The following is a 25953-nucleotide window of genomic DNA, read 5'->3' as shown; positions in this document are numbered from 1 at the left end:
TGCCGCGTGGGGGGCCGGGGCGACTTACACCTCGCCGCCCGGCTCCGCCGGTCCGGTGTCCGCGCCCCCTGCGACCGGCGGGACGTCTGCGGCGGCGCCCTCGGCGCAGCAGGCGGCGCCGCAGCGTCACGACGATCTTCTCGAATACGCGTACGGCCGTCAGTCCGCAGGCCAGAGTTACCCGCCCGGTGCGCGTGACGCCCTGGTCGTGCTGGACCGACTGTGGGCGCAGGAGGCGGGCCCGACGGACGGGCCGTTCGGTCCGACCCAGCTGGATCAGCTGGCCCGGAACATGATCATGAAGCCGGGTGGGCGGTTCGCGTCGAAGATGCGTGCCGACTTGCTGAAGGTGGTGTCGGAACATTCGGGGGTGCAGAGCACGGCGCAGCTGTTCGCGGCCTATGTGAAGAGCCGGGGGGTGTTCGGCGACAAGTGGCGCCGGACCGACCCCGCGGGCAACCACCTGGGCTGGGACTGGACCGAGAAGGTGCCGGGCGACATCAACCTGGAAAAGACCGGAGAGTCGCTGTTCGACAAGAACGGCAACCTGGCGTTCAAGATGACCGGTCGCAGTCCGTGGAGGCGCGCCGATCGCACGTCACCCAAGCTGGAACTCTACGCCGCGGACGGTGATTCGGCGACGGTCACGGTGCGGGGCCCCAACCGCTTCGAGCGGCGCATGACGTTCGATGCGTTCGTCGAACTGGTGGCGCTCGACCCGATGCGGCCGCTGCCCTCGGCGAATGGTTCCTGCTTCCTGCTGGCGATGTCCGGGGTCACCGAGCGGAACCTCTTCCTCCCGGACGGGCTGGCCATCCGGTTCAACCAGCCTGTCTGGGTCTCCGGCGCCACGGTGGAGGTCATGCAAGACGAGAACGGGCCTGCGCCGGTGCTCGGGCTGACTTCCCAGGAGGGGAAGAGGCCCCCGGGGAGCTGGATAGAGCGGGACCCGGCCACGGCACGCGTCGCGGCCGGGCCCGGTCCCGGACGCGACGATCTGTCCTACCTGAAGGGGGAGATGATCGCCTGGCCGATCGTCGGCCAGGACCACCACGTCAACACGCTCCTTGCGGTCGACTTGAACAGTGACAGCGACAAGGGCTGGGCCCGCGTCAACGACGCCCTGGGTATCGGATCGGCCAGGTATTACGTCCTCAGTCAACCAGGGCGCCCGATCTCACCGGCAGATGTGTATCGGGTGGTCTGGCCCTCCGATATGCCCACGGTCAAGGTGGGCGTGCACGCCATCCCCGGGCTGGGCATATGGCCCACCCCGGACGGGACCAAATACTTCGAACCGGAGGAGAGTGCCCGCAGGGTCTCGTACCTGATACGGCAGACCGGGCTGCCCCCTGAGTACCCCCTCGTGCTGGTGTCCTGTTACGGCGCGATGCCCAAGAGCCCGAGGCATCGCAGGGCGGCGAACGTGCCCTCTACCGGTGGGTGGCCGGCCGGGGTCGATCCGATCAGGGATCTGTCCGTCGCCGACTGGGTGGCGGACAGGGAACAGCGGCTGGTGCTGGCCTCCAACTACACGATTTCCACCGCGTGGATGAAGAACCTGTTCCCGCAGATGAACTCCGACGAAGCGGTGTTCATCATGCACACGGACGAGCGCGACCGCCGAGCCGGCTGGGTCGCCTGCTGGCCCCTACCGGTGGGGACGGACCTCGACGCGTACGGGCGCCAGGCTCATCTGCCTGTCGGCCAGGCGGAGACTCCGGAGCGGACGCGGGAGCTGCTCCGGGCACTGAAGCTGATCTTCGGTAGTTTCGTGCAAATCGACCCGGAGTTCCCGGAGTTGCTGAGCGGTATCGGCGCGCTGGAGCGGATGCGGGAGGCCGACAGCACGTTGAACCGTCCGTTGGACCACGACGGTGCCCGCCAGTTCACCCTCGATCTGTTCGAGTTTCTCGCCATGGGCCACCACATCCGGCTGCACGGGCCGCCTGCCCAGAAGGGGGAGCCGGTCCCTGTCGAGAGCTACCGCGCGCTGCTGAAGGAAGCGGCGGCCAGGTGGAATCAGCGGCCGGGGAGTTACCTGGTCGACTGGCTGCCATTGCAGCCCGTCATCCAAACACTTGCGGAGATGACCTCCCGGCCGTCCCGAGAGAACTGGCTCAGGGATCTCCTGGGGCTCGAAGCCAACGACCCGGTCGAGGAGAGGGAGTGGTCACGGGCGCTGTGGGCGCAGGTCAAGGGCAACTTGTTCGTCCTCAACGAGGTCACTGACCAGGGCGCGTTCGCCCAGGCCATGCTGCACCTGGACCACCCGGACCCGTCGCGTTACGGCGATGCGGTCACCGCGGTCCACAGGGCGGTGGCGGCCGGCCGCAGCATCAGGCGGCCGCACGAACTGGCTTCCCACGGCTTCGAGCGGGCCGGAGCGCTGTCACTGACCACGCTGCTGACGGACGGCAGCGGGGAGATATGGGGCAGGAACTTCACCAATCGGCCGTTCAGCGCCGGAAGAGTCGACACCTCCGTCGTCACGGTGTTCAGGAAGCAGCCCGACGGCACCGTCCTCGAAACCACGGAACCCGCTCCCTGGAGCGAGGGCGAGCCACCCTTCGTGTATGTCGCGGACAGCGACTTCGCGCACCCGGAGCAGTTCGGTGATCTGGCCTACCGTGACCCGGTGTTGCGGAGGCTGAGCCCCGACACTCCGATGCTCGGGGTGATCTCCCATGCCATGCCGTACGACCCTGCCTTGCCGCCTGACCCTGGCCTCCTCAGGGGCAGCTTGCCGGGTGAACTCGGACGCAATACGGGCCGGAGGCAGTTCGTCCCGTGGTGCGAAGTCGAACTGCGCCGTGGGGCCGACGGGGTCTACAGAGTCGCGTTGTACCTGGACTGGAGAAGTCCGGCGAGCCTGGTTGGCGTGTGGGCGGCGATCAATCCGTCGCATGGCGACCCGCCGGCCCCGGCGCGCCCGGTCGTGGCACCGCCCGTGGGCCCGGCGCCCATCGGCCTGCCGCGCCCTGCCCCGGTGGGGGTGCCGGGGCTGCTGCCGGGGTCGATACCAACGGGCATGCGGATGCCCCTCCCGGTGGGTATGCCGGTCGGTCCGCCGACCAGCATGCCGGTCGGTCCGCTGCCCGGCACGCTGGTCGGCCTGCCGGCCCCCCTGCCGCCCGGCGCGGCGCTCCCCCTGCCACCCGGAATGGCGACCTACGGTGCTGTGGCGCCGGCGGCGGAGTCGCGGGACTCCCATCGGGCGCTGTCGCGAGAGGAGTTGTCGGGCCTGGTCGATGAGGTCGTTGAGGCCTTTGAGCAGGGTCGGTCGGATGTGCCGACGGGTGTGGAGCAGGGCCCGGTGGGTGTGCTGACGCTGGGCGAGTGCGCGGCGTTGGTGCGGGGGCTGGGCGGCAGGCTGTTCCGTGGAGTGGATCCGTTCCAGGGTGGGGTGCGGTCGGCTGTTGCGCTGGATGATCTGGCGGTGGGCCGGAGTGCGACCGAGCATGCGCTGGCGGCGGGGCCGGGGTGGCGGTCGGTGCGGTCGTGGGATCAGGTGGCGGACGGACTGTCCGCGAAGGGCGCGGGTCCTGGGTCGGTGGCTTTCGTACTGGCGGGAGCGCAGGGTGGCCGGCCGGGGCATGCGTGGGCGGCGTACCACCTCGCCGGGGGCGGTGTGGAGTGGGTGGATCTGCTGCAGCCGAAGGGCAGCCGGCTGACCGCCAAGCTGCCGGACACCGTTCCGCTGGACGCCCGCGCGGTGATCGTCGGTCCGACGGGCCAGGTGCAGGAGGACGTGCTGCCGCTCTCCCCGCTGTCCTCCGATTCCTGGCAGGCGCTGGTGGACGCGCCCACGGAGCATCGGTACGAGGGTTTGGGCCTGGAGCTCGAGAACCGGCATCGCATCCTCATCACGATCGACGGCCCCCCGCGGGATCTCCAGAAGATGGTGCTGGCCGAGGGCCCCGGTCTGAAACTCGTCGTGGAGAATTTGACGATCTACCGGAATCCCGCCACCAGGGCATTGCAGCACAGTTCTCAACCAGACGTTCCCGGCGGACAGCTGCCGGCTTCGCAAGTCACGCACATCGGTGAATTCGTCGTCGATCCGATGGCTGTGGTGGACGAGGAGCTTCGGCAATCCCCCAAGGAGGCGATGCGCCATCTGGACAAGGCCTGGCGGGCGCTGAGCCTTCCTGATGAACAGCAGCACCAGATGCCGCTGGCCGGCCTTCTGCGGAGAGAAGACGGCTGGCGTACCAGCAGCCTGGGCGACTTGGCCAGGGTTCCCCGCGCCCTCCGCGATTACGACGGCCGTGTCTATGTGCAGCCCACCCCGGGTGTGAGCGCGCTCGGTCTGCTGGGTCTTCAGCACCTGGCTCTTAAGCGGTTGGTCAATGGCGAGCTGTTGCGGCCGCTCTTCGAGCAGGGCAGCGAGTTCGGCCAAGCGGCCGCCGCCGAATATGTGGGCGAGGTGATGGGTGTCGATGGAGCGAGGGCGAAGCGGCTCATGCCCTTCTTCGCAGCCGTTCCGGAAATCAAGGATGCATGGGGATACGCGTGGTTCTTGTTTAACGGCGTCGCCGCCAGGACCCTCGCTGTACAGATTTCCATGGCTATGCAGAGGCCGGAAGTCCGGCAGCGCCTCACCGTAAACGCCAAGAATTTCCTGGCTGCGGCTTCTCGTCATTCATTCGATCATGTTCGACGCGCGCTCAGGCCCAGTGTGCGGGAATTCCTGCAAGATTTCGCAGATCACATCAGCCGGATGTCCGTCGAGGACATCAAGAGCGCCATGGACGCATACCGGCAGAAGTATCCGAATTTCGGCAGTCTGCCCGACGGGGCCTTCGACATCTCCACCGAGAAAGCTCCGAGTGTGCGCGAGCACGCGATCTTCGGGTTGACGGGGCGCACTTCCCAGGGAGAGCGGGTAAGCCAGTTCGACAGCGTCGGCATGGAGGATTTCGACGCTCTGGACACGGATTCGGGCAGGCTGGCAGTGCCACTCATTCTGGTGGAGCTGCGGAATTTCGGGTATGACTCCGGACAGATGCTGCCGGAGCAGGTGCCCCAGGCGGTAGCGGAGATCACGCAGTTTCTCCAGCAGGACTATGAGCAGGCGAAAGCGTCTTCGGTCCCGTTGTCCAAGTCCGCTCTGCGGAAAGCCCTCTCGCGCATCCTGCAGAATCCCGTGGTACAGGGTCTCGGGCCTTTCCTGGAACTGGCTGTCGAGGGTCTGCCGCAGCCCGATGAGGCGAAGCATCTGCTGCTGCAATCATCGGAAGCCCGGGATATCACCGCAGCGATCGGTGCCTACGCGATGGGAGTGCCCCTGCCCGAGGACTCTCCCGTACGGGAGTTGCTGTCGAAGGCGGTCCAGGAGGCGGCGGACCGGCTTTCCGAAGTGCCCGCGCAGCTCCGCCGGTCGGCTCGCTCGGTCATCGACAACGCGCGAGCCGCCTTGGCGGAGCTGGCGGCGCGGACACCTGCTCCGGTCGTGCGCTGGGACACCGTCGACGCGGCGGACGGTGAGCCGGTGCGGGTGTCCGAGGTGGCCACCGTCAAGCACGTGGACGAGAACGGGGTGCCGGTGGGGGTGTCCTCCCGTCCGGCAGGTGTGGCGGACGGGAAGCGGGATTCCTACGCCCTGCTGACCAGGGTGTTCCCGCGGAAGTCGCGGGACGAGGGCGGCCCGGCAGACGCGGGGGAGACGGACGGCCACCCGTTGCCGTTCACGAAGGCGTTCTTGCTGGATGTCGACGGGGACGCGGCGCGGGCACGGCTGGTTCTGACGTCGGGTGAGGTCAAGGAGTTCGGCTACGCAGAGCTTGTCGATGTGCTCTTCTCCCTCTCTCCGGAGCTGACCGCGCTGTCGTCGGAGACGGCTGTGGTGGCGATGGGCACCGACCTGGCGGGGCCCGCGACGGCGGACCCGTTGGAGCAACCGGTGGCCGGCCGGTTGCTGGCCAACAAGTGGGACCGGTGGGTGTGGGCGCTCGCGAGCGGGCGGGAACCGAAGATCGTGCGCCTCGCCCCTGAACAGCACCCGTCTGAACAGCACCCGTCCGCGCGCTTCCAGCTGGAGGAGGGCGACCGGTGGGTGGGATTCCGTCCGGACCCGGCCGGGCCCGAGCTCGGCGCGATCGCGGAGCGGATAACGGGCGACCGGGCCCGTGGTCCGCAGGCACTGCGCTGGGTGCTGGCGATCCGGTCGATCTACGGCCCGAAGCTGGAGGACCAGGACGAGGGGGCGGCGTTCGACGCGCTGCTGCGCGGATTCTGGCTGGTGGACCAGTTCCGGGCCTCCCGCGAGGACGAGGCGCTGCTGACCGCCGATGCGCTCGACCGGCTGATGACGTCCTTCGCCCGTTGGCAGGGGCAGCCGGTGCCGCCGCTCGCGCAGGGGCTGCCGGCGCTGATGGCCACGCTGGCCGACCAGACGGGCGTGGAACTGGGACTGTCCGGCTTCGACCTGACACCCCGCTATGCACCGAGCCGCGTGTTCGAGACGGCCGACGGCCAAGCCGCCTCCGCTGCCGCCTCCGCGCCGCGCATTCCCGTTCTGCCGGTGGCGGACACGATGCGGGACGCCAACAGCGGGCGGGGAGAGGACCGAAGGACGTCGCGCAGAAGGCGGGACGCCGCCCTGGCCGACCGGCCGAGGGTGGTGACCCACGCCCCGCGGTCCGGCGCCCCGGCGCCGTCGGCCCGCTCCACGTCCCCCGGTTCGCCGATGGAGCTGGACAGCCCGCAGGAGGCGCAGTCGGTCGAGGAGCGCTACCAGGAGATCCTCGACGAGCTGTACGCCGGGCAGGGCAAGGACCAGAACTCCGCCGAGTGGGCGGCGCTGGCCCGGCTGGACGGGTTGCGGCAGCTGGAGCCGGAGCCGGAGCTGGCGAGCGGACCGCTCGACATCGCCGCGCTCACCCGCCATGTGCTGATGCTCGGGCAGGGCGAGCCGACGCCCGAGCAGCGCAGGGAGCTGCTCGACCTGGCCCTGAACGCCGAAACGCTGGAGGAACTCGGGCTGACGGTGGACAGCCTGGCGGTGCTCTCCGCCGGTTACCTGGCGCGCAATGGGGCGTTCGACGAGAAGTTCCGCCTCGCGCCCGGCGCCGGCGACCGCCCCCGGGGCTGGGACTGGACCGGGCAGATGCCCAAGGGCTTCACCCTGGGGCAGTCGGCGACGGTCATCGTCGGCCGGGACGGCAGGCCCTCCGTGAACGTGGACCGCAGTGCGTGGCTCAGGGACGGCAAGCCCGAGCCGTACGTGTACTCCGCGCCGAGCAGCCCGACGGAGATGAGGATCGCCGGGCGGGGCGACTTCTGGCGGCGTGTACCGCACCGGGTCTTCGTCGAGCTGCCGGCGTTCGACCCGGATCTCGGGCGGGTCCCGGCGGATGCCGACTTCCTGCTGGCGATGGGCCGGATCCGCGAGCGGGGCCTCGTGCTGCCCAACGGGCTGGCGGCCAAGTACGAGCGGGAGACCTGGAGCACCGACACCGTCCCGAAGTGGGAGCAGCCTCGCGGCACCTCGGATCCGTTCATGCTCACGCTGTTCGCCAGGGAGCACGAGAACGCGTGGGGGAACTGGCTGCGGGCGGATCCGGCCCTGGCACGGGCAGCGGTGGCCTCGGGCACGGGCGTCGCGGCCCGTTGGAGCCGGGAGCTGGCCTTTAGGACGTTCGGCGGTCCGGACCGTCGTCCCAGCGTGGTCGCGGCGATGGACTACACCGCCATGTCCGGGCCCGAGCGCTGGCGCCGCAGCGTGCGGGACACCTTGCTGACGGGGCTCTCGTGGTCCGTCCTGATGCGCTTCGGTCGCAAGGTGCGCGCTGCGGACCTGCGACAGGTGCCGTGGGTGGAGTTCGATCTCCCGTCGCCGGTCTACCTCGACATCCACGGGGTAAGGGGCGGCACCAGCTTCCCCACGCCCGGCGGGACGAGGACCACCTCCGGGGCGGAGTCCGTCGCCTGGATGAGCGCGGCGATCGACCAGCTGGGCCGCTCCAGGCGGCACCCCATCGTGGCGCAGAACTGCTTCGGGGCGTCCGGGCGAGAGCGGCACCGCCCCCAGATGAGCGGGTCGGTCTACGGCCGCGAAGCGCGCGGCACCGATCCGCTCGCGGACATGTCGGAACTCGAACTGCTGGCGGACGACCGGGGGCAGACGGTGTTCGCGCTGCCGGCCGAGGGCTATCTCGGCGTCGGCTCGGAGCTCCCGCAGCTGGGTCTGCACCCCCAGCAGCCGGTTCTCGGGACGGGCACGGACCCCCGGGGCAAGGGGGTGACCGTCGAGACCGGCATTGTCGCCCTCCGGCCGTTGCCGAAGAACGAGGCGCTGGACGAGTGCGCGCGCCTCACCGGTCTGCACCCGGGCACCGGCCCGGCGTCCGACGACGTGCGGGCGCGGACGAAGCGGGTGGTGCGGGCGCTGCGGCGGATCGCCCCTCCCTTCAAGGACATGAACGGGCGGTTCCTGGCCGTCGACGAGCACGCGCTGCCGCTGCGGGACGCGCGGCTGGTACCGGATCCGCGGCACGACCGGGCCCGGCTGCTGCTGCGGGGCATGGGCGCGCTGGAACTGATGCGGGCGGCCGATCCCGCGCTGAACGACCCGCAGCGGCGGGGCGCCCGGCTGTTCACCGTCGACCTGTTCGAGGCCCTGGTCGACAAGCACCGCGAGCTGTACGGGCAGGCGCCGGCGGCCCGGAGCGGCGCGGTGGGCGCGGTGCCGCCGCTCGTCGAGGAGCACTTCGGCCGACTGTTGGAGGACGCCGGGAACCGGTGGAACGAGCGCGCGCGGCCTGCGCTGACGGGCTGGCTCGGACTGCCGAAGACGATCGAGGTCCTCGGGCAGTTGGCCTCCCTCCCGGACCCGGAGCCGGTGATCAGGGACGTGCTGGACCTGGACGACAGCGCGCCGGTCGGGGAGTGGGAGTGGTCCCGGACGCTGTGGGCGGGGGGCAAGGCCCAACTGCTCACCGACGGGATGACCAGTGCGGCCGCCCGGGGTGCCTTCGCGGCGACGATCCTGCGCCTGGGCGCGGCGGATGCGGCGGCGCGGTTCGCGGATGCCCGTATGGCGGCCACCCGGGCGATAGCGGCCGGCCGTGACCCGGGCAGCCTCGACGAGTTGGCCTCGCACGGGCTGGAGCGGGACGGTGCGCTGTCTCCGGACCGGCTGCTGAAGAACCGTCAGGGCGGCACGTGGGCGCGGATCCTGAACGGCGAGTCGTACCCGCCGCGGAACATCGACCTCAGAGTGGTCACGCTGATGCAGCAGACGGACGACGGCCGCTCCTTCGAGCCGTACGGCACCGAACCGGCCCCCTGGTTCGGCAAGGACGCCGCCGCCCCCATCGTCTACGTGGCGAACGAGGACTTCGCTCCGGCCGGGCAGTTCAGCGACCTGGCCTCCCACGACCCCTTCCTGAGTGCGCTGACCACGCAGCACCACTTGGTGCAGGCCATCCGCCGGACCGGCCCGGCCGGGCCGCCCGTGGCGGGCAGCCTGCCGGTCGAGCTGGCCCGCAACACCGGCAGGGAACAGCACTTCTCCACGCTCTCGGTCGGCGTGCACTTCGACGAGAAGAAGCAGGTCTACACGGTTGCGGTGTTCCCGCTGGAGGGCATGACACAGGCGCCGCCCGGCACGTGGAGCAAGATCGGTCCCGACGAGGCCGACGTGCTCTCCCAGGGGATCCCCGGTGCGGCCCCCGCGCCGGCGACGGATCCGCCGGCGACCCCCTGGTACGGCGACTCGAACTCGCTCCAGGCCCCGACGACTTCGATCCCGACCAACGCCTCGGGCACCCCCGGGCGGATCTTCGCGCGGCCGGTGGAGGAGCTGGCCGACGACGCGGACGCGGAGTCGGAGTCCGATTCCAGCTCCGACTCCAGCTCCGATTCCGGATCGGAGCACGAGACCGACTCCGAGTCCGGCTCCAGCTCCAGCTCAAGTTCCGACTCCAGCTCGGAGTACGAGTCCGACTACGACGACGAGACCAGCTCCAGCTCCAGTTCGAGTTCAAGCTCCGACGACGAGTCCGACTCCGACGACAGCGTCGACTCGGGCCTTGAGACCGACTCCGACCCCGGCCCCGGCCTGGATTCCGGCCCCGACTCGGGCTTCGAGTCCGGCTCCGATTCGGACTCCGACTCCGACAGCGGCTCCGAGTCCGGGCCCCAGGCCGGTCCGGCGCCCAAGCCCGGTCCGGGAGCGCCTCCGAGGGTGCCGGCGCCGGTGAACACGGCGTCCAGGCTGCGGGCGCACCCGACGAACGCCCCGTCGCCGGGCACCGGACAGTCGTCCCCCGCCCGGTCCGCGTCCCCGGTCGTGCCGGTGCCGGCGGCGAAGCCGGTGCCGTTCCCGAAGGCGGTGGGACCGGGCTACGACGCGGTGCTCCACGCGCTGTTCGGGGCGTCGGCTGGTGGGGACCACGAGCGGACGCACGTACGTGCGGCGCTGGAGCGGCTGGACGCGCTGAGCGCGGGCGACCGGCGGCTTCGGCCGGACGGTTCGCTCGATCTGGAGGCGCTGGTCCGCCGGGTGCTGATGCTGGAGCGGACCGAGCCCGCGACGCCGGCGGACCTGCGCGACCTGCTGAAGGCGGCGCTGGATCCGCGCGCCGGGGGGCCGCGCAGCCTGGACCGGCTGTCCGCGGTCCACCTGGTGCGCAAGGGCGTGTTCGACGCCCGGTTCCGCATTCTCGACGACCAGGGGAACCCGAGGGGCTGGGACTGGGGCTCCGGTGTTCCGCCACAGGCGGACCTGAGCACGTCGGGAATGGTGACGACGGATCAGAGCGGCGCGACGGCCGTCACGAACATCGGCGCCGCCCCGTGGGGTGACAAGGCGTACCTCTATGCCGGCACCAGCACCGCGCGCTCGGTGCGGGTGCGCGGGGTGCAGGGCTTCACCCGCCGGGCCCCCCACCGGGTGTTCGCCGAGCTGGTGGATCTCGACCCGGTGCTGCCCGAGGTCCCGGCCGAGGTCCCGCTGCTGCTGTGGATGCCGAACGTCCTGGCGCGGAACCTGAACCTCCCCGACGCCCTGGCGCACCAGCAGAACCGGTCCGCCTTCGCCACCGGCGGCAACCTGGTCTGGGTACCGCTGTCCGGGCCGCAGCCCCGGTTCGTGCCCGCGCTCGACAACCGGGGCTCCGAGGGCGTCTGGGGGAGCTGGCTGCGGCGGGACCCGGCCGAGGTGCGGGACGGGGCGGTCGACTGGTACCAGGAAGAGATCACCTGGCCCCTGCCGGGCCCGGACCACCGCATGAGTGGCTCGGTCTCGTTCAACTTCGCGGCCGAGCCGGACAAGGGCCGCAGCCGCACCAGGAACTACGCCCGAGCCGCTGCCGTCAGGCGCTATGTCGTGCTCGGGAAGGGCCGCGGGAAGTCCGCCGAGCCTCCCAAGGAGGTGCGCTGGAAGGTATCGCCGTTCGACGCGGGCATGCACGGCCTGCCGGGGTCCAGCGTCTGGCAGACGGTGCTCGGGGAACGGCACCTGCCCGCCCGGGAGTCCGCACGCCGGATGGCCCGCCAGGTGGACCGGGCCGGGCTGGACCCGGGCGCCCCCCTCCTGGTGGGCTCCTGCTCCGCCGCGACGCCGAGGCCCGCCGTCTTCGACCGGCTGGCGGACCTGCCCGTCGGCCAGTACGCCGCGAACGAGGCCAAGCGCGGGGCGTACGCCGCCCCGTACGAGATCGCCCTGGAGCCCGAGCGCGACGTCGTGGAGGGCAGCACCTCCGACGAGTTGGTGTGGGTCCTCTTCACGGACGAGCGGGGCGTCCCGGCGGACTGGGTGTTCTTCCTGCCCGAGCCGGAGGGCGCGGAGCTGGACGAGGTGGCGCGCCTGGCGCATCTGCACGACGGCAGCGGGCCGGCGTCGGAGGCGAACCGCTACCGGGCGCTGCGGCTGGTGCGGGCGCTGCGGCTGGTCTTCGGCGCGGAGGTGGCCGACCGGCCTGACTACGGGCAACTGATCAGCGGCATCGGGGCGTTGGAGGCGCGCCGGGAAGCCGACCCGGCCCTGCATCGCCCCGGTGGCGAGCAGTTCACCATGGAGCTGTTCGAGGAGCTGGCCCGGGAACACGCGGGGAGCGGGATGGGTATCCCGGCAGTCTCCCCCGACAACTACCGGGCGTTGCTGACGGAGTCGGCGGACCGGTGGGAGGACGGCGAGCGCGGTGCGGCACTGACCGGTTGGCTGAGGCTGCCGGAGGTCACCCGGGCGCTGGAGGCGATGTCGGCACGGCAGTTCCGGGACAACGCGGCCAGGGACATCCTGAGCCTGCGTGCCGAGGCGCCGCTGGGGGAGGCGGACTACTCCCGGGCTCTGTGGGCGCTGGTCAGGACCGAGCAGATCGCGGCCGGGGTCACCGACCAGGGCGGGTTCGCCCAGCGGATGCTGCGCCTCGACGAGCCGGATCCCGGCCGCTACCTGGAGGCGATGGGCGCGGTACGCAGGGCGCTGGCGGCCGGCCGGGACGCCCAAAACCTGGACGAGCTGGCCTCGCACGGCTTGGAGCTGGCCGGCCTGCTGTCCCCGGAGCGGCTGCTGAAGGCGCCGGACGGCTCGTCGTGGGGCAGGGGGATATCCCAGCGGCCCGGTCAGTCCTACGCCCCCGAGAATTTCGATCCGACGAAGATCACGCTGATGGAACGGGCGCCGGACGGCTCGTTCGTACCCAGCGGCATCACCGAGGACGCTCCCTGGAACGCGGAGGGCGGGTCGTCTCCCTTCGTCTACGCCGGCTTCGGTTCGCTTCCGCCGCTCGGACAGCTCGCCGATCTGGCCTACCGGGACCCGGCGCTGCGGGCGCTGCCCACCGACGTCCCGGTGGTCACGACGCTCGTGCGCGCCCCCAGGGCCGGCCGTGGCCCCTTCGGCAGCGCGCTGGCCGAACTCGCCCGCAGCATGGCCAAGCAAGCGTGGGCCTCCACTCGGACGACCGGACTGCACCGCGATGAGAAGACCGGGGTTCTCACCCTCGCGGTGTACCCGGAGACCGGGGAACAGCGGGCCCCGGAGGGCACATGGCGATGGGCCAACCCCGTCCACGGCGATCCCCTGCCCGCGGTCTCCTCCTCCGCCGAGGAGTCTTCGGGCCGGGTGCCCACCCGCCTGCCCGCCCCGCCGGCCAACCGCGTCCCGGCGGACCAGGCGGACCGGCCCGCCGCGACCCGGCCGGTGTACACCCAGCCGGTGGACGACCCGAAGTCCCCGCTGCGTTCGCCCGCCCCCGGGTGGGAGAGCGACGCACCGCTGATCGCGGCGTACGCGGACCGCCCGGAGCCGCGGACGAACATGCCCCGGTCCGGGGCCGGGACGGCGCCGTCGGGCAAGCGCGGCAAGTCGTCCGGCGGGCGTACGAAGTCCTCGACCGGGCCCGGCACGTCCCCGGCCGGCAGCAGCAGGCCCCCGGCCGGGCCCCGCACCGCCACCACCGGGCCCGGCACGCCTGCGGCGGCCCCTGCCACGCAGCCGTCGCGCGTAGTGGACCCCTACGAGCACCTCCTCACCGAGCTGTACGGTCCGCCGAGCGGCGACCCGGACGCCCGGACCGTCCGGTCGGAGCAGCGGGCGGCTCTGCGGGGGTTGGACGCGCTGCGGAAGAAGAAACTGGCTCTCCAAGGCGGCCCGCTCGACCTGGACAAGCTGGCCCGTCATGTGCTGCTGCTGGACCCCGCGGCAGCGGTGACGAAGGAGCAGCGCCGCGAGCTGCTGAACGTGGCGATGGACTCGCGGGCCGAGGGCGCCCCGAATCTGGTGGTCCTGACCGCGGTCCACCTGGTGCGCCGGGACGTGTTCCATGCCGATTTCCGCCGTTACGGCAAGAACGGCGAGCCGAGGGGCTGGGACTGGAGCCCGAGGGGCTCGCGGGTGCCGATCAACGCCGATCTGGGCAGGACGGCACTGGAGGTGACCGACGCGCAGGGCGGAGTCTCCTTCCAGGAGGAGGGTTCCGCGCCGTGGGGCACCGACCCGTACCTGCTGGCCGCGGAGTCCGACCAGGCGGGGATCCTGCTGCGGGGCGACAAGGGCTTCCAACAGGTGGTGACCCCTGAGGTGTTCGCCGCGCTGATGGCGTTCAACGAGGACCTGGCTCCGGCGGCTCCGGCGGCTCCGGCGGACCCGAAGCCGGCGGGGCCCAAGGTGGGCCTGGACGTCCCCCTCCTGCTGGCGATGTCCGAGGCCAGCGGCTGGAACCTCAACCTCCAGGACGCGCTGGTCGCTCAGCACGGCCACGACGTGTGGGCCTCCAACGGCCTGTTGCGATGGGTTCCGCAGGGGAAGTCGACCCCGGCCATGCTCGTGCGGCAGATCCAGGAGGGCAAGGGGTTCCACGGACAGTGGCTGCTGCGGGAACCGGCGACGGTGGCCGCGGCCGCCAAGCTGCCGCACGGCGGCCCGGTCGACTGGAGCAGGCGCGACATCGCCATCCCGATCGCGGGCCCGGACCACCGCTTCAACACCTACATCTCGATGGACTTCCGCGAGGAGCCGGACGGCGGAAGCTACCGCAGCCGGATCTACAGCCGGCTTGCCCAGACCACCCGGTGGATCCTCTATCGTCCCGGCCGCGCCGAACTGCGCACCGCGCGTCTCCTGCCGTGGGTCAAGGAGAAGCGGCCCACCCCGTTCTTCGCGAACATGCACGGGGGAGCCGGGTGGTCCGAGTGGTTCACCGAGGACGGGCACGAGAGAGCCGACGGGGCGGAGACCGGGCGCCGGGTCGCGCGCCAGGTGGCGCTGTCCGGTCTGCCGCTCGACCACCCCATCGTGCTGCTGTCCTGCTTCGGCGCCATGCCCGGTGGGAAGTTCCGCGACGTACCGAATCCGCCGGTCGCCGACGGCCGCCGCTCGGCGACCTCTCGTGGGCGGATGCCGGCCGGGGCCGACCCGCTCACCGACCCGCCGGCGAGCCAGTACACGTCGAACGAGTCCGACCGGACCGTCTTCACCACCAACTTCACGAACTCCGTCGAATTCGCGGAGAAGTACGCCCCGCAACTCCCCCCCGAAGAGGCCCTGATGATCGCCCACGGGGACCTGCGGGGCGACGAGGCGGGGTGGGAGAAGTTCCGTCCGGAGCCGAAGGGCCACCAGCTCGACGCGGTGGCGGTCCGGGCGCATCTGCACGACGGCTCCGACCCGGCGTCGCCGGAGGTGCGGGATCGGGCGCTGCGGCTGGTGCGGGCGCTGCGGCTGGTCTTCGGCGCGGACGTGGGCGACCGGCCTGACTACGGGCAACTGATCAGCGGCATCGGGGCGTTGGAGGCGCGCCGGGAAGACGACCCGGACCTGAACCGTGCCGGTGGCGAGCAGTTCACCATGGACCTGTTCGAAGCGCTGGCCTGGGAGCACGCCGGCGGCGGGCAGGACATGCCGGACGTGACCGTCGACGACTACACCGGCCTGCTGACGGATTCGGCACGTCGGTGGCAGGCGGGCGAACAGGGTCCGTTGACCGGATGGCTGCCCCTGCCGGACGTGACGGACGCACTGCAGTGGCTGTCGTCCCTCGCCGACCCGGAGCCGATGATCCGGGACGTGCTGGGGATGCACGCCGGCGCGCCGGTCGCCGAGCACCAGTGGGCGCGGACCGTGTGGGCCGACGTCGAAACAGCCCGCTTCTCGCGCGGCGGCCAGGACCGGGGCGAGCTGGCGCGCAGGATGCTGCTCCTGCCCGGCCCCGACCCGACGCGCTGGCCGGAGGCATTGGACGCGGTACGCAGAGCGGTGGCCGACGGCCGCGACAGCAGGAACCTCGATGAGCTGGCCTCCCACGTCAAGGAACGGGGCGGTGCCTTCACCCCTGCCACGTGGGCGTACGACTCCCAGCGGACTGTGTGGGCCCGTTCTTTCGGCAGGGGCCTTGGGAGATTCGACCGCTTCGACCCCGACCACATCACGCTGCTGAGGAAGGCGGCCGATGGCTCGGACATGGTCGTGGGCCGAGTCCAGTCCCCCTGGTCCCGGAGGGGCATACCGGTTCCGATCATCTACGACGTGGCCGGCGACCATGCCACGGATGGCGAGATCGGCGACCTGGCGTACCGCGATCACTGGGTGCGGCAGGACCCGCACGGCGGCACGATGCTGCTGACGAGTGACCGGGCCGTACCGGCCGGTGAGGATCCCGTTCTCCACGGGCCGGGTGCCCTGGCGCGCAACACCGGCAAGAAGGCGTTCGGCTGGAGCATCCCGAGCAAGCTGTACATCAATCCGAAATCCGGACTCTGCACGGTCGCGGTCTACCCGGAGCCCGGGGACCCCCAGGCCCAGACGGCCTTGCGACTGGTCCTCCCGGGGGACGCCGACCTGCCGGCCTCCTCGCCCCTCGGGTCGGCTTCGTCCAGCAGCTCGTCGAGTTCTTCCGCTGGGTCCCCGGTTCAGGTGCCGTCCGCCCCGGCGTCCCCGGTACCCGGGCCCCCGCCCGCTCCCCGCCCGGCCCCCGCCCGGTTGCACCAGCCACCAACCAACTTCCGGGCTCCGGACCCGGCGGCCCGGCCGGTGTTCACCCGGCCGGTGAGCGCCCACATGGCGGACGTGGCCATGCCCGGCTCCGATACCGAGATGCCGGACGCAAACGCGCCGGCCGGGACGGCGGTCCCCGGTGCCGTGGCCGTGGTCCCGGTACCGCAGGCCGTGGCACAGCACTACGAGGACATCCTCACGGACGTGTACGGCCAGAAGCCCACCGGTGCCGCGATCTGGCGCAAGCGGAGGGCCGCGCTGGCCCTGCTGGACCGGCTGCGGGCGAACGTTCCGGAGCTGAGCGGCGGGCTGCTCGACCTGGAAGAGCTCATCCCCCGGGTTCTGATGTTCGAGCAAGGCCGGGTGGTGATGCCGGAGGACGAGCAGGACCTGATGAAGGCGGCGATGGCCGACGAGGTGCGGGACGCGTCGAGCCTGGAGACGGTGTCCGCCTTCTACCTGGTGCGCAAGGGGGTGTTCCACCGCAAGTACCGCATCCCCGTGTCCCCCGGTAATCCGCGCGGCTGGAACTGGGATTCGCTGCTGATGCCCGAGCTCGACCTGACCCGGACGCGGACGTTGACGACGGGGAGAAGGGGGACCGCGTACGTCTTCGACGAGGAGGGGCCCGCCCCCTGGACCGAAGGACGGGCGGCCGACTACCAGCCGTACGTCTACTCCGCCCCGGCCGACAAGCAGTCCGTCACCGTACGGGGCATCGGGAGCTACCAGGAGACGATTCCCTTCGAGGTGTTCGTCGAACTGGTCAAGTTCGATCCGCAGCGGCTCGAACCGGTCACGGGCGATCCGCAGGGGCCCACCGTGATGGGACCGGACGACGCCTTCCTGCTGGTGATGCCGGACATCAACCTGTGGAACACCTACCTCCAGGACGAGCTCGTGCGCCGGTACGGGAACGACACCTGGGCCGCGACCGGCCCGACCCGCTGGGGGCGACGCGAGGACAACCGCAGGTACCAGCTCGAACTGGACAACGACAACCGCACGCGTGTCGCGCCCCGCTCGCGCTGGCTGGTGCGGGACCGGGAGACCCTGGCCGCGGTGGCTGCCCTGCCGGGCGGGGACCTCGTGTGGGACCGGGACATCATGGCCCTGCCCGTCAGCGGAAGGGACTATCGCGGCCGGTCGCACCGCATGGTGGGCTTCGTGTCGATGGAGTTCTCCAAGGCAATGAGTGCCTGGAGTGTCACCCTGTGGGCCACCAACCTCCACCAGATCGAGGACTTCTACTTCACGCGTCCCCGTCGGTCCACGCCCCTCGCGGGTCCGCTCCAGGTGCCGTGGCGCGGTCGGCCCGTCATCAGCGTCGACCTGCATGGTTTGCCGGGGCGGTGCGCCTTCAACACCCCGAGCGGGCAAGTGGCGGTGCAGGTCGAGGAAAGCGGGCGGCGTATCGCCCACCAACTGGCCCTGACCGGGGCTCCGCTGGACGTTTGCTTCGTGCTGGTCAACTGCTATGGCGCGGCTCCCGGTGGGCGGGACGCGGCGTTGCCGTCCTGGTTTGCTTCCGGTGCGCAGATGGGAGTGTCGAATGTCCTCTCCGACCGCGACCGTTCCACCCTCCGCGAGGTGGCGAACCGGTCGGGAAGGTCGGGATTTGCTGTCCACGATACGTTCGGTAGCCGTAGCGACCTGATCCCCGGCAGCAACCCTCCCGCGTACCGGCATTCGGTCACGATGTACACGGATGAGCGCGGCGAAGGCGCGCTCAAGTGGTACGTCCAGCATCCCGAACCGAAGGGCGAGGCGCTCGACCCGTGGGTGAGCGCGGCCGGTCTCACTCCGCGCCCCGGGGCCTCGGAGCAGGAGCGCGCCGAGGCCCGGGAGCAGACCCTGGCCCTGGCACGCGTGCTGGTCCACTGGATGGACGGCGATGTGGTGAAGGCCGCCGACTTCCCGCAGCTCTTGCGCGGCATGGGGCAGTTGGAGCGGATGCGGGCGGCCGATCGGAGTCTGGACCTTCCCGGCGGTCGTGAGTTCACCATCGAGCTGAGCGGGGCTCTGCTGAACGCCTACGCCGACCGGATGCGGGCACAGGGGCTGGCGATGGCGTCGGATGTGCCGACCTTCCTCCGCGACTTCCTCTTGGTGGTGAACCGGGCGTGGCAGGCGCAGCCAGGGACGCCGCTGACCCGCTTCATGCCCGTGGGGTTCCTGTCCAACGCGCTGAGCTTCCTGGCCACTCCGGACGGCGGCAGCCAAGCCCGGATGATCCTGAGCTACCCCGCGTCGCAGGCGCTGGAGGAGTCGGACTGGTCCCGAGCGGTGTGGACCGTGATCAAGTACCGGCAGCACAAAGCGAAGCTCACCGAGGCGGGATGGGCGGAGCTCGCCGGGTTCATCCTGGACCGGCCCGCGGCGCAGGCGGCCACCCACCCGGAGGCTTGGGATGTGATGCTCAAGGCGATCGCCGCCGGTCGGAACTACCTCCGGCGTGCCGAGCTGGCGTCCTTCCAGCTGGAGCTGAAGGGGATGCTGTCGCGCTCGCGTGTGCTGGGCACGTCCGACAACGCTTGGGGACGGCAGTTCCACGACGTACTCCGCCCGCGCGGGCAGTCCTTCGACCCCCGTTGGCTCACCCGGCTGCAACAGAACGCCGACGGCACGTTCGAGGCGTGCGGGAGGGAGCTGGCCCCGTGGTCCGGGGACACCGGCCCGGCCTTCGTGTACGACGTGCCCGTCCACTGGCTGCACCGGGTCGAGGCGCTGGCCGACCTGGCCTACCGTGACCCGCGCGTGCGGGCTTCCATGTGGCGTGGTCCGCTGATCCTGACCTTGCCTGCCGGCCCCATGCCGGCCGGCTCCGCGCCCGTGGGCGGCGGACTGCTGGGAGCGTTCGCCAGCAGCACCGCCCGGACGACGTACGCCTCCACCAACGGCATGGTGCTCTGGCCCGATCCGGTCACCGGGGTCTTCACCCTCGCCGTGGTCCCGCTCCCCGGCCAGACCGAGGCCCCGAAGAACTCCATCCGGATGGCCACCCCCGACCTGGGCGACGGACCGGCCCACCTCGACCCGCTGCCGGCCCCCTCGCCGCAGCCGGCGGCGACCGCGGCACCTTCAGTCCCCGCCGCCTCGGGATCCGCTGCCGGAACCGGGACCTTCGCGCTGGCCGCGCCCGCCACCGAGCCGGACCACCACGCGCTGCCCGCCCCGGCGTTCGAAGGCGACGAGGTCCCCTCTGCCGCCGCCGAGGGCCTCCCGGCGCAGCCCGTACCCCCGGCCGCCCTTCCCGCGCCGGAGGCCGAGCCCGCGCCGGAGGCCGAGCCCGCGCCGGACCCGATGCTCGACTCGGCGTGGCGCGCGCACGCGCGGGCGCTGGCAGACATGCGGGAGGCGATCGCCGCCGCCGAGGCGGACGCACGGTCCGGTGCCGCCACCGTTGCCGAGCCGGCGGCGGAGCCCTGGACCCGGGTCGCCGAGGCCCGCGCGGAGTGGGAGGACGCCGAGGCCCGGCTGCGGACCCTGGGCGTCCCGCTGCCGGACCTGACCGCGGCCCGCACGGCGCCGATCACCGACTCCGAGACCGCCGACTCCGACGCGGGGACCGGCTCCGACTCCGACGGCCCGCCCCCCGCCCCCCTCGTGCCCAGGGACGCGGACCACCGCAGCTGGCTGGCCCGCGCGATGACCGGCGAGGACCTGCCCGCCGGCCTGCGGGGCGCTGCCCCGAGCGAGCGCGTCCGCCCTGCGGAAGTCGAGGCTGCGGGCCTTGAGCTGACCGGCGACCAGCGGATGGAGCTGGTGCTGAACGGCGGCGAGTCGGTGTCGTTGGACGGCTTCAAGCAGCCGCTGTCGCAGGCGAAGCTGCGGGCGGTGCTGCCCCATGGCTGGACGCCGGAGCTGCACGCGGCGGCGGCCAACACCGCCCGCCGGCTGTGGAGCGAGGCGAAGCAGGAGTTCGTGTATGCCATGGACAGAGAGCTCACGAGCGTCTTTCCCGACGGTAGTCCCATAGAGACAGGCGTCGAGCCGGCCTGGGCCGCCGCTGTCTTCTTGGTGCTGCCGCTGGAGCTGCACGACGTGCTCGCCGACTCCCGCTACGCCGAGCCCCTCTTCAGGAGCGCGGTCCGGCAGGTCGCGCTGCACCTGGTGACCTTCGGCCGGCCGGGCCTGGCCTCGGCCGCCGAACTGGCCGACACGCTGCGGCAGAACGAACTGGGGCTGCGCAAGCGCTGGCAGCCGGCCGAAGCGCTCGCCCCGGAGCCCGACGCCACCCCGGACCCGGCGCCGGCCGACGGCGCGGAGACCGTCTCCGCCGGCACGACCAGCCAGGGCCCCGGCAGGGTGCTGACGACGGCTGAGCTGTCCGACCTGGTGGACGTGGCGGCGGCCGCGGTGCCTTCTGACGGGACTGCGGGGGAGCCGTCGCTGGGCTGGTGCGTGCGGCTGGTGCGGGAGTTCGGCCGCAGGCTGTTCCGGGGCAGCGACCTGTTCCCTGGCGGCGTCCGCTCCGCGGTCACGCTGGATGATCTGGCGGTGGGACGGAGCGCGGCGGAACACACGCTGGCTCCGGGGCCGGGATGGCGGTCGGTCACCTCATGGGACACGGTGGAACAGCGGCTCGCCACGGCGGAGGCCGGATCGGTGGCCTTCGCGCTGGCGGGTCGGCAGGGTGGCCGACCGGGGCATGCGTGGACGGCGTATCACCGTGGTGGCGAGGACGGTGTGGTGTGGGTGGATCTCACCCTGCCCCCGGGGAGGCGTCTGCTGGGCAGCAGGCCCCGGCTCATCGCGCCGCTGGACGCGCGGGCCGTGATCGTGAACCCCTCGGGCCAGGTGCTGCCGGAGGGCCTGCCTCTCGTCCCGCCGTCGGCCGAGCCCCAGCAGGCGCTGGTGGACGCGCCCACGAATCCGGAGTACGAGGGGGGCGGTTTCGAGGTCGAGGACCACCACGTCGTCAACATTCCGTTCCAGCCGGGCGATCCGGACGATCTGACCAAGCGGGAACTGGCCGAGGGACACGGCTGGCAGGTCCTCCTCGACACCCGAGTCGTCTTCCGGGACCCGGCCACCGGGCAATTCCGGGCCACCCGGCAATTCGAGGGCCAGGAGCCGGAGGCGGCGTACATCCTGGAGTTCGTCAGCGATCCCGGTCAGACGACGGCCGAGGAGGCGCGGCCGTCCGTCGAGCATCTCGTGGCCGAGCTGGGCCGGGCCCTGGACGGTGTGTCCCGTGTCGACCGGGAGGGCAGGACGCTCCCGCTCAGCAGCCTCCTGCGCGAGACCGAGGGCTGGACGCTCACCGACCTGGGGCACCGGGCCACGCTGGACCCCACCCTCCCGGACGAGGAGGCCCCCGCGAACAGCTACTACTCCCAGCTGACCGAGGGGGTGAGCACTCTCGGCCTGCGGGCCATCCACCACATGGCCGCCCAGCATCTGGGGTTCCCCGAAGTCCAGCCGCTGCTGGTCTGGGGTTCCCGGTTCGGCCAGTCGGTGTCCCAGGACTATGTGGTGGAACTGCTCCGCGCCGACACGTCGGTCGTGAACGGCTTCATGCCCTTCTTCGCGGCGGTTCCGGACGTCGACGAGATCTGGGGATACTCCTGGCTGCTCTTCGGCCAGACCGCCGCTCTCCCGGCCGCTCCGCTGTGGCCGAAGGGCCGGCGCGGCGATCGGATGCTCGTAAAGAACATGCTGCCCGTGGCGTCCCGGCACTCCTTCGACCACATCCTTCGGGCACTCAGGCCTCGCACCCGGAAGTTCCTCCGCGACCACGCCGACCGGATCAGCGCGACCGCCGGCGAGCACACGCTGGGAGTGATGCGGTCCCTCCAGCGGACAGCGGGACTCGGCGGGTTCACCCCCGATTCCTTCGACCTGCGCCTGGGCAACCTCAGCGCGCGGGATCAGGTGATCACCGGCCTGACCGGCCGCACCCCTGGGGGCCAGCGGCCAACCCAGCACCAGATCGTCGGTATGGAGGAGTTCGGTGCGCTGGACACCGACTCCGGGCGGCTGGCGGTCGCACTCATCCTGGTGGAGCTGCGGCATTACGGTCTCGACCGCTTGTTGACCCCCGCTCAGCTCGCCGAATTGGCCATACAGCTCCGGGACGTTCTCCGGAAGGACTACGCGCGGGCGAAGGCGAACGCGGTCCCGATGCCGGAGGCCGTCCTGCGGGAATCCCTGCTGCGGATCCTGAACGATCCCGTGGTGCGGGACATCCGGTCGTTCCTGGCGTCGGTGGACGGCCTGCTGGAGCCCTTCGCGATGATGGACCTCGCCTCGGCCGTCGGCGCCTGGGTGCTGGGCACACCGTTCCCCCGGACCGCGGACGAGTTGCTGAAAAAGGCGGTCAGGGATGCGCGGGCCATGATGCCCCGCCTCTCCGCCGAGCGCCGTGACGCTGTCGCGTTGAACGTCCAGCGAGTACGTGACGCGCGGGACCGGTTGCTCAACGGGACGCCGCAGCCGTTGAGTTGGGCCGGTACCATCCCCGCGGCGGATGGCGAACAGATACCGGTGAGCGAGCTGGCCGTCGCCCGGCATGTCGGCGAGGACGGGAAGCCCGTAGGAGTGACCTCCCGATGGGGGGTGGCGTGGGACGGACGGCAGAACCACTACGGACTGGCAGCCACGGCCCGGCACTTCTCCCAGCTCAGCCCGGGATCCGTGATGGGGGAGACGGCGCCGCTGGACCTGCCCTTCACCAAGGCGTTCCTGGTGGGCATCGACGGCACCAGCACGCGGGCCCAGCTCGCCCTGTCGTCCGGAGCGGTCAAGGAGTTCGGCTACGCACAGGTGGTGGATGCCTTCTTCTCCCTGGCACCGGATCTGACCGCCCAGGCCTCGACCACCTCCGTGGTGGTGATGGGTGCCGATGTGGCGGGCCCGCTCGGCGTGGATCCGCTGGAGTACCCGTTGGGCGGCGAGCTGTTGGCCAACGGCTGGGACCGGTGGGTGTGGGCGACCGCGACCGGGCGGGAGCCGGGGCTTGCGCCCGCCGACCCGGCGCAAGGCCTGGAGGACCGCTTCCTCCTGCCTGCGGACGACTGGTGGGCCGCTTTCCGGCCGTGGCCGACCGAGCAGGAACTCCGTACCCTTTCGGCGCAGTTGACCGGTGGGTTCGCCACGACCGCGCAGGTGCTGCGCTGGGTGCGGGCGATCAGGTTGGTCTACGGCCCGTTCCTGGAGGACAACCAGGAGTCGTTCCAGGCGGTGCTGCGCGGTTTCTGGCTGCTCGACCAGTACCGCTTCCAGTCGTCCGGTGGCGCGGACCAGTCCCTGCTGAACTGGTCCGCACTGCGTGGGCTGACGGACTCGTACTTCACCCGGAACGGGCAGCAGGCGCCACCGCTCGAGCAGGGGCTCCCGCTGATGCTGGAAGCGACGGCGGCTTCGCTGGGCGAAGCCCTGGTGCTGTCCGGCTTCGACCTGACTCCTTGGTACGTGGCCGTGCGGGCAGGCGTATGGGCGGACCTGGCGGGCCTCCCGGACAGCACCGGCCTGGCAGGTCCCGCCGAGCCGCCCTCGGGCACCGCCGCCCACGTGGGCAGCAGCGGGCTCCGGCCCTGGTCCGGGCCGGCGCCCGAGCCGCTGGCGCCGACGTCGGCCGCCGGCGTCCCCGAGTCGCCGGACGCCTACGACTCCGATGCATCGACCGCCTACGACTCCCCCTATGACTCCGATGCATCGACCGTCGTCGGAGAGGACAGCGTGCCGGTCGCGGAGATGCCGCCGGGCGGCTGGATGGTGCCCACCGCGGCGGGCCGCCGGACGGTGCCCGTCGCACCGGTCACCGGGCCCCGGGCGGGGTCGCGCCTGAGGGGGGGGACCTACTCCTACTACGACGCCGAGCAGGGCACGATGGTCACCCAGTACCGTGGGGTGACCGGCGGTCCGGAGCCGCTGGCCGCCACTCCGGTGGCGACGACCGCCGGCCAGGTGCTGGTCGCGCCGGTCGGCGGAGCGTCGCCGACGCGGTCCGGGGTGGCGGAGGCGGCGGGCGCGTCCCCGCGGCCGGGGCTCTCCACGCGGTATGTGAAGTTCTCGTCCCCCTCCGCCACCCTCTCGCGGACGGAGCGGGAGGCGGTTGAGGAGTATGCCCAGCAGGTGGCGCGGGTCGCCTGGGCGCACTGGAAGCTGGGAGTGCCGCCTCGGCCGATCAGGATCACCGGCTTCGGCAGCGGCCCCGCCGCTCTGCGGGACCGGTTGGCCCGCAGGCGGGCGCGCGCGGTGGAGACCGTCTTCCGGCAGGCGCTGGAGGCGGAGCTGACCGCGCTCCAGCCCAGCATCCCCAAGGGTCATCTGCCGTTGACGGTGACGGACTTCACGGTGACCGCCGAGGGCTTCGTACCGGGCCGCGCCGGTGGTGCGCGCGGCGCGGAGAGCGGGCGGGCCCAGATCGAGGTGCGCGGCCCGATGTCGGCGTCGGAGGCGGCGTCGACGCTGTCCGCGCTGGCCGTGCGGGAGAAGGAGCGGTACGGCGGGGAGCGGCCGACCCTGGACGAGCAGGCGCGCCGGATTCTGCACCTGGCCGCGGACCACCGGGTGGACGGCGGGGTGCGCGAGGCGCTGTTCACGCTCGTGGGCCAGGCCAAGGCGGCGGGCCGGGCGAAGACGATGGGCGACGTCGCGGCCTTCCACCTGCGGCAGCCGGGGGTGGCGCGGAGGCTGCGGGTGCTCGACCCGCTGCGCGAAGCCCGCTTCACCCAGGGGGGCAAGCGGATCCCGGGTCTGAACTGGCTGGCGGCCGGCGCGGTGGAACTGGACACCTCCCAGTACAGCGTCCAGCCGCAGTCGGCCACCGGCGCGCGGCGGGGGAACGCCACGCAGCGGTCCGCCCCCTGGGGGGAGGACGCTTTCGTCCTGGGGGCTGAGGGGACGGCCGGGGCGGTGCGGATGCCGCTGCCGAACGGACCCGGATCGGCCATGGTGCTGAGCATCGAAGAGACCGTCGAGCGGATGGCCCTGGAGCTGGAGCAGACGGGTCTGGCAGCGGGTGTTCCGATCGTGCTGGCCCTCTCGCACGGAACGCGTCACTACCGGATGCTGATGCGGATGCTGGCGCGCCGCACGGGCCGCAGGGTGTGGGCGCACAGCGGCAGGGTGGAGTTCGACGAGAGCCTGAACGTGATCCAGGTCGCCCACCGGATCGGGCAGGCCGAGGGCGACTGGGTGTTCGCCGATCCCGATGTGCCGCTCGACGAGGATGTGCCGGACTGGTACTTCCAGGTGGACGAGCGGCCCGCCGTCGGTGCGGACGGGCGGGAACTCGGCAGTATGTCCTTCCCTCCCGGCGAACTGCCCAGGCGGGAGCGGAACGCCCGTTTCCTGGGCCAGGCGGACTCGTACGCGTTCTACAACCCCGCCACGGACATGGTGTCCGAGGCCTATGAGCTGCCGCGCCCCGGCCTGGCGTCACCGGCCGACGCGGTCCATCTGCTCTGGCACGCTCTGCCCGGCCGGATCATGCTGCAGATGCTGGACGGCAGTACCCGGATGCTCACCGAGGACGAGACGGCCGACTGGACCGGCCGGAT

Annotated in this window: 1 protein-coding gene (running past both ends of the window); it reads left to right on the top strand. The window is 71.7% G+C overall.

Positions 1–25953: part of a lonely Cys domain-containing protein coding region (locus ACWGJY_RS03085; RefSeq protein WP_453259054.1), annotated on the top strand (this coding region is incomplete at its 3' end). Its footprint runs off both ends of the window (14570 nt to the left, 25642 nt to the right); the window shows 25953 of its 66165 annotated nt.

This window comes from Streptomyces sp. NPDC054765 (genome assembly GCF_053612065.1).
This window is presented reverse-complemented; position numbering and strand designations above follow the sequence as displayed.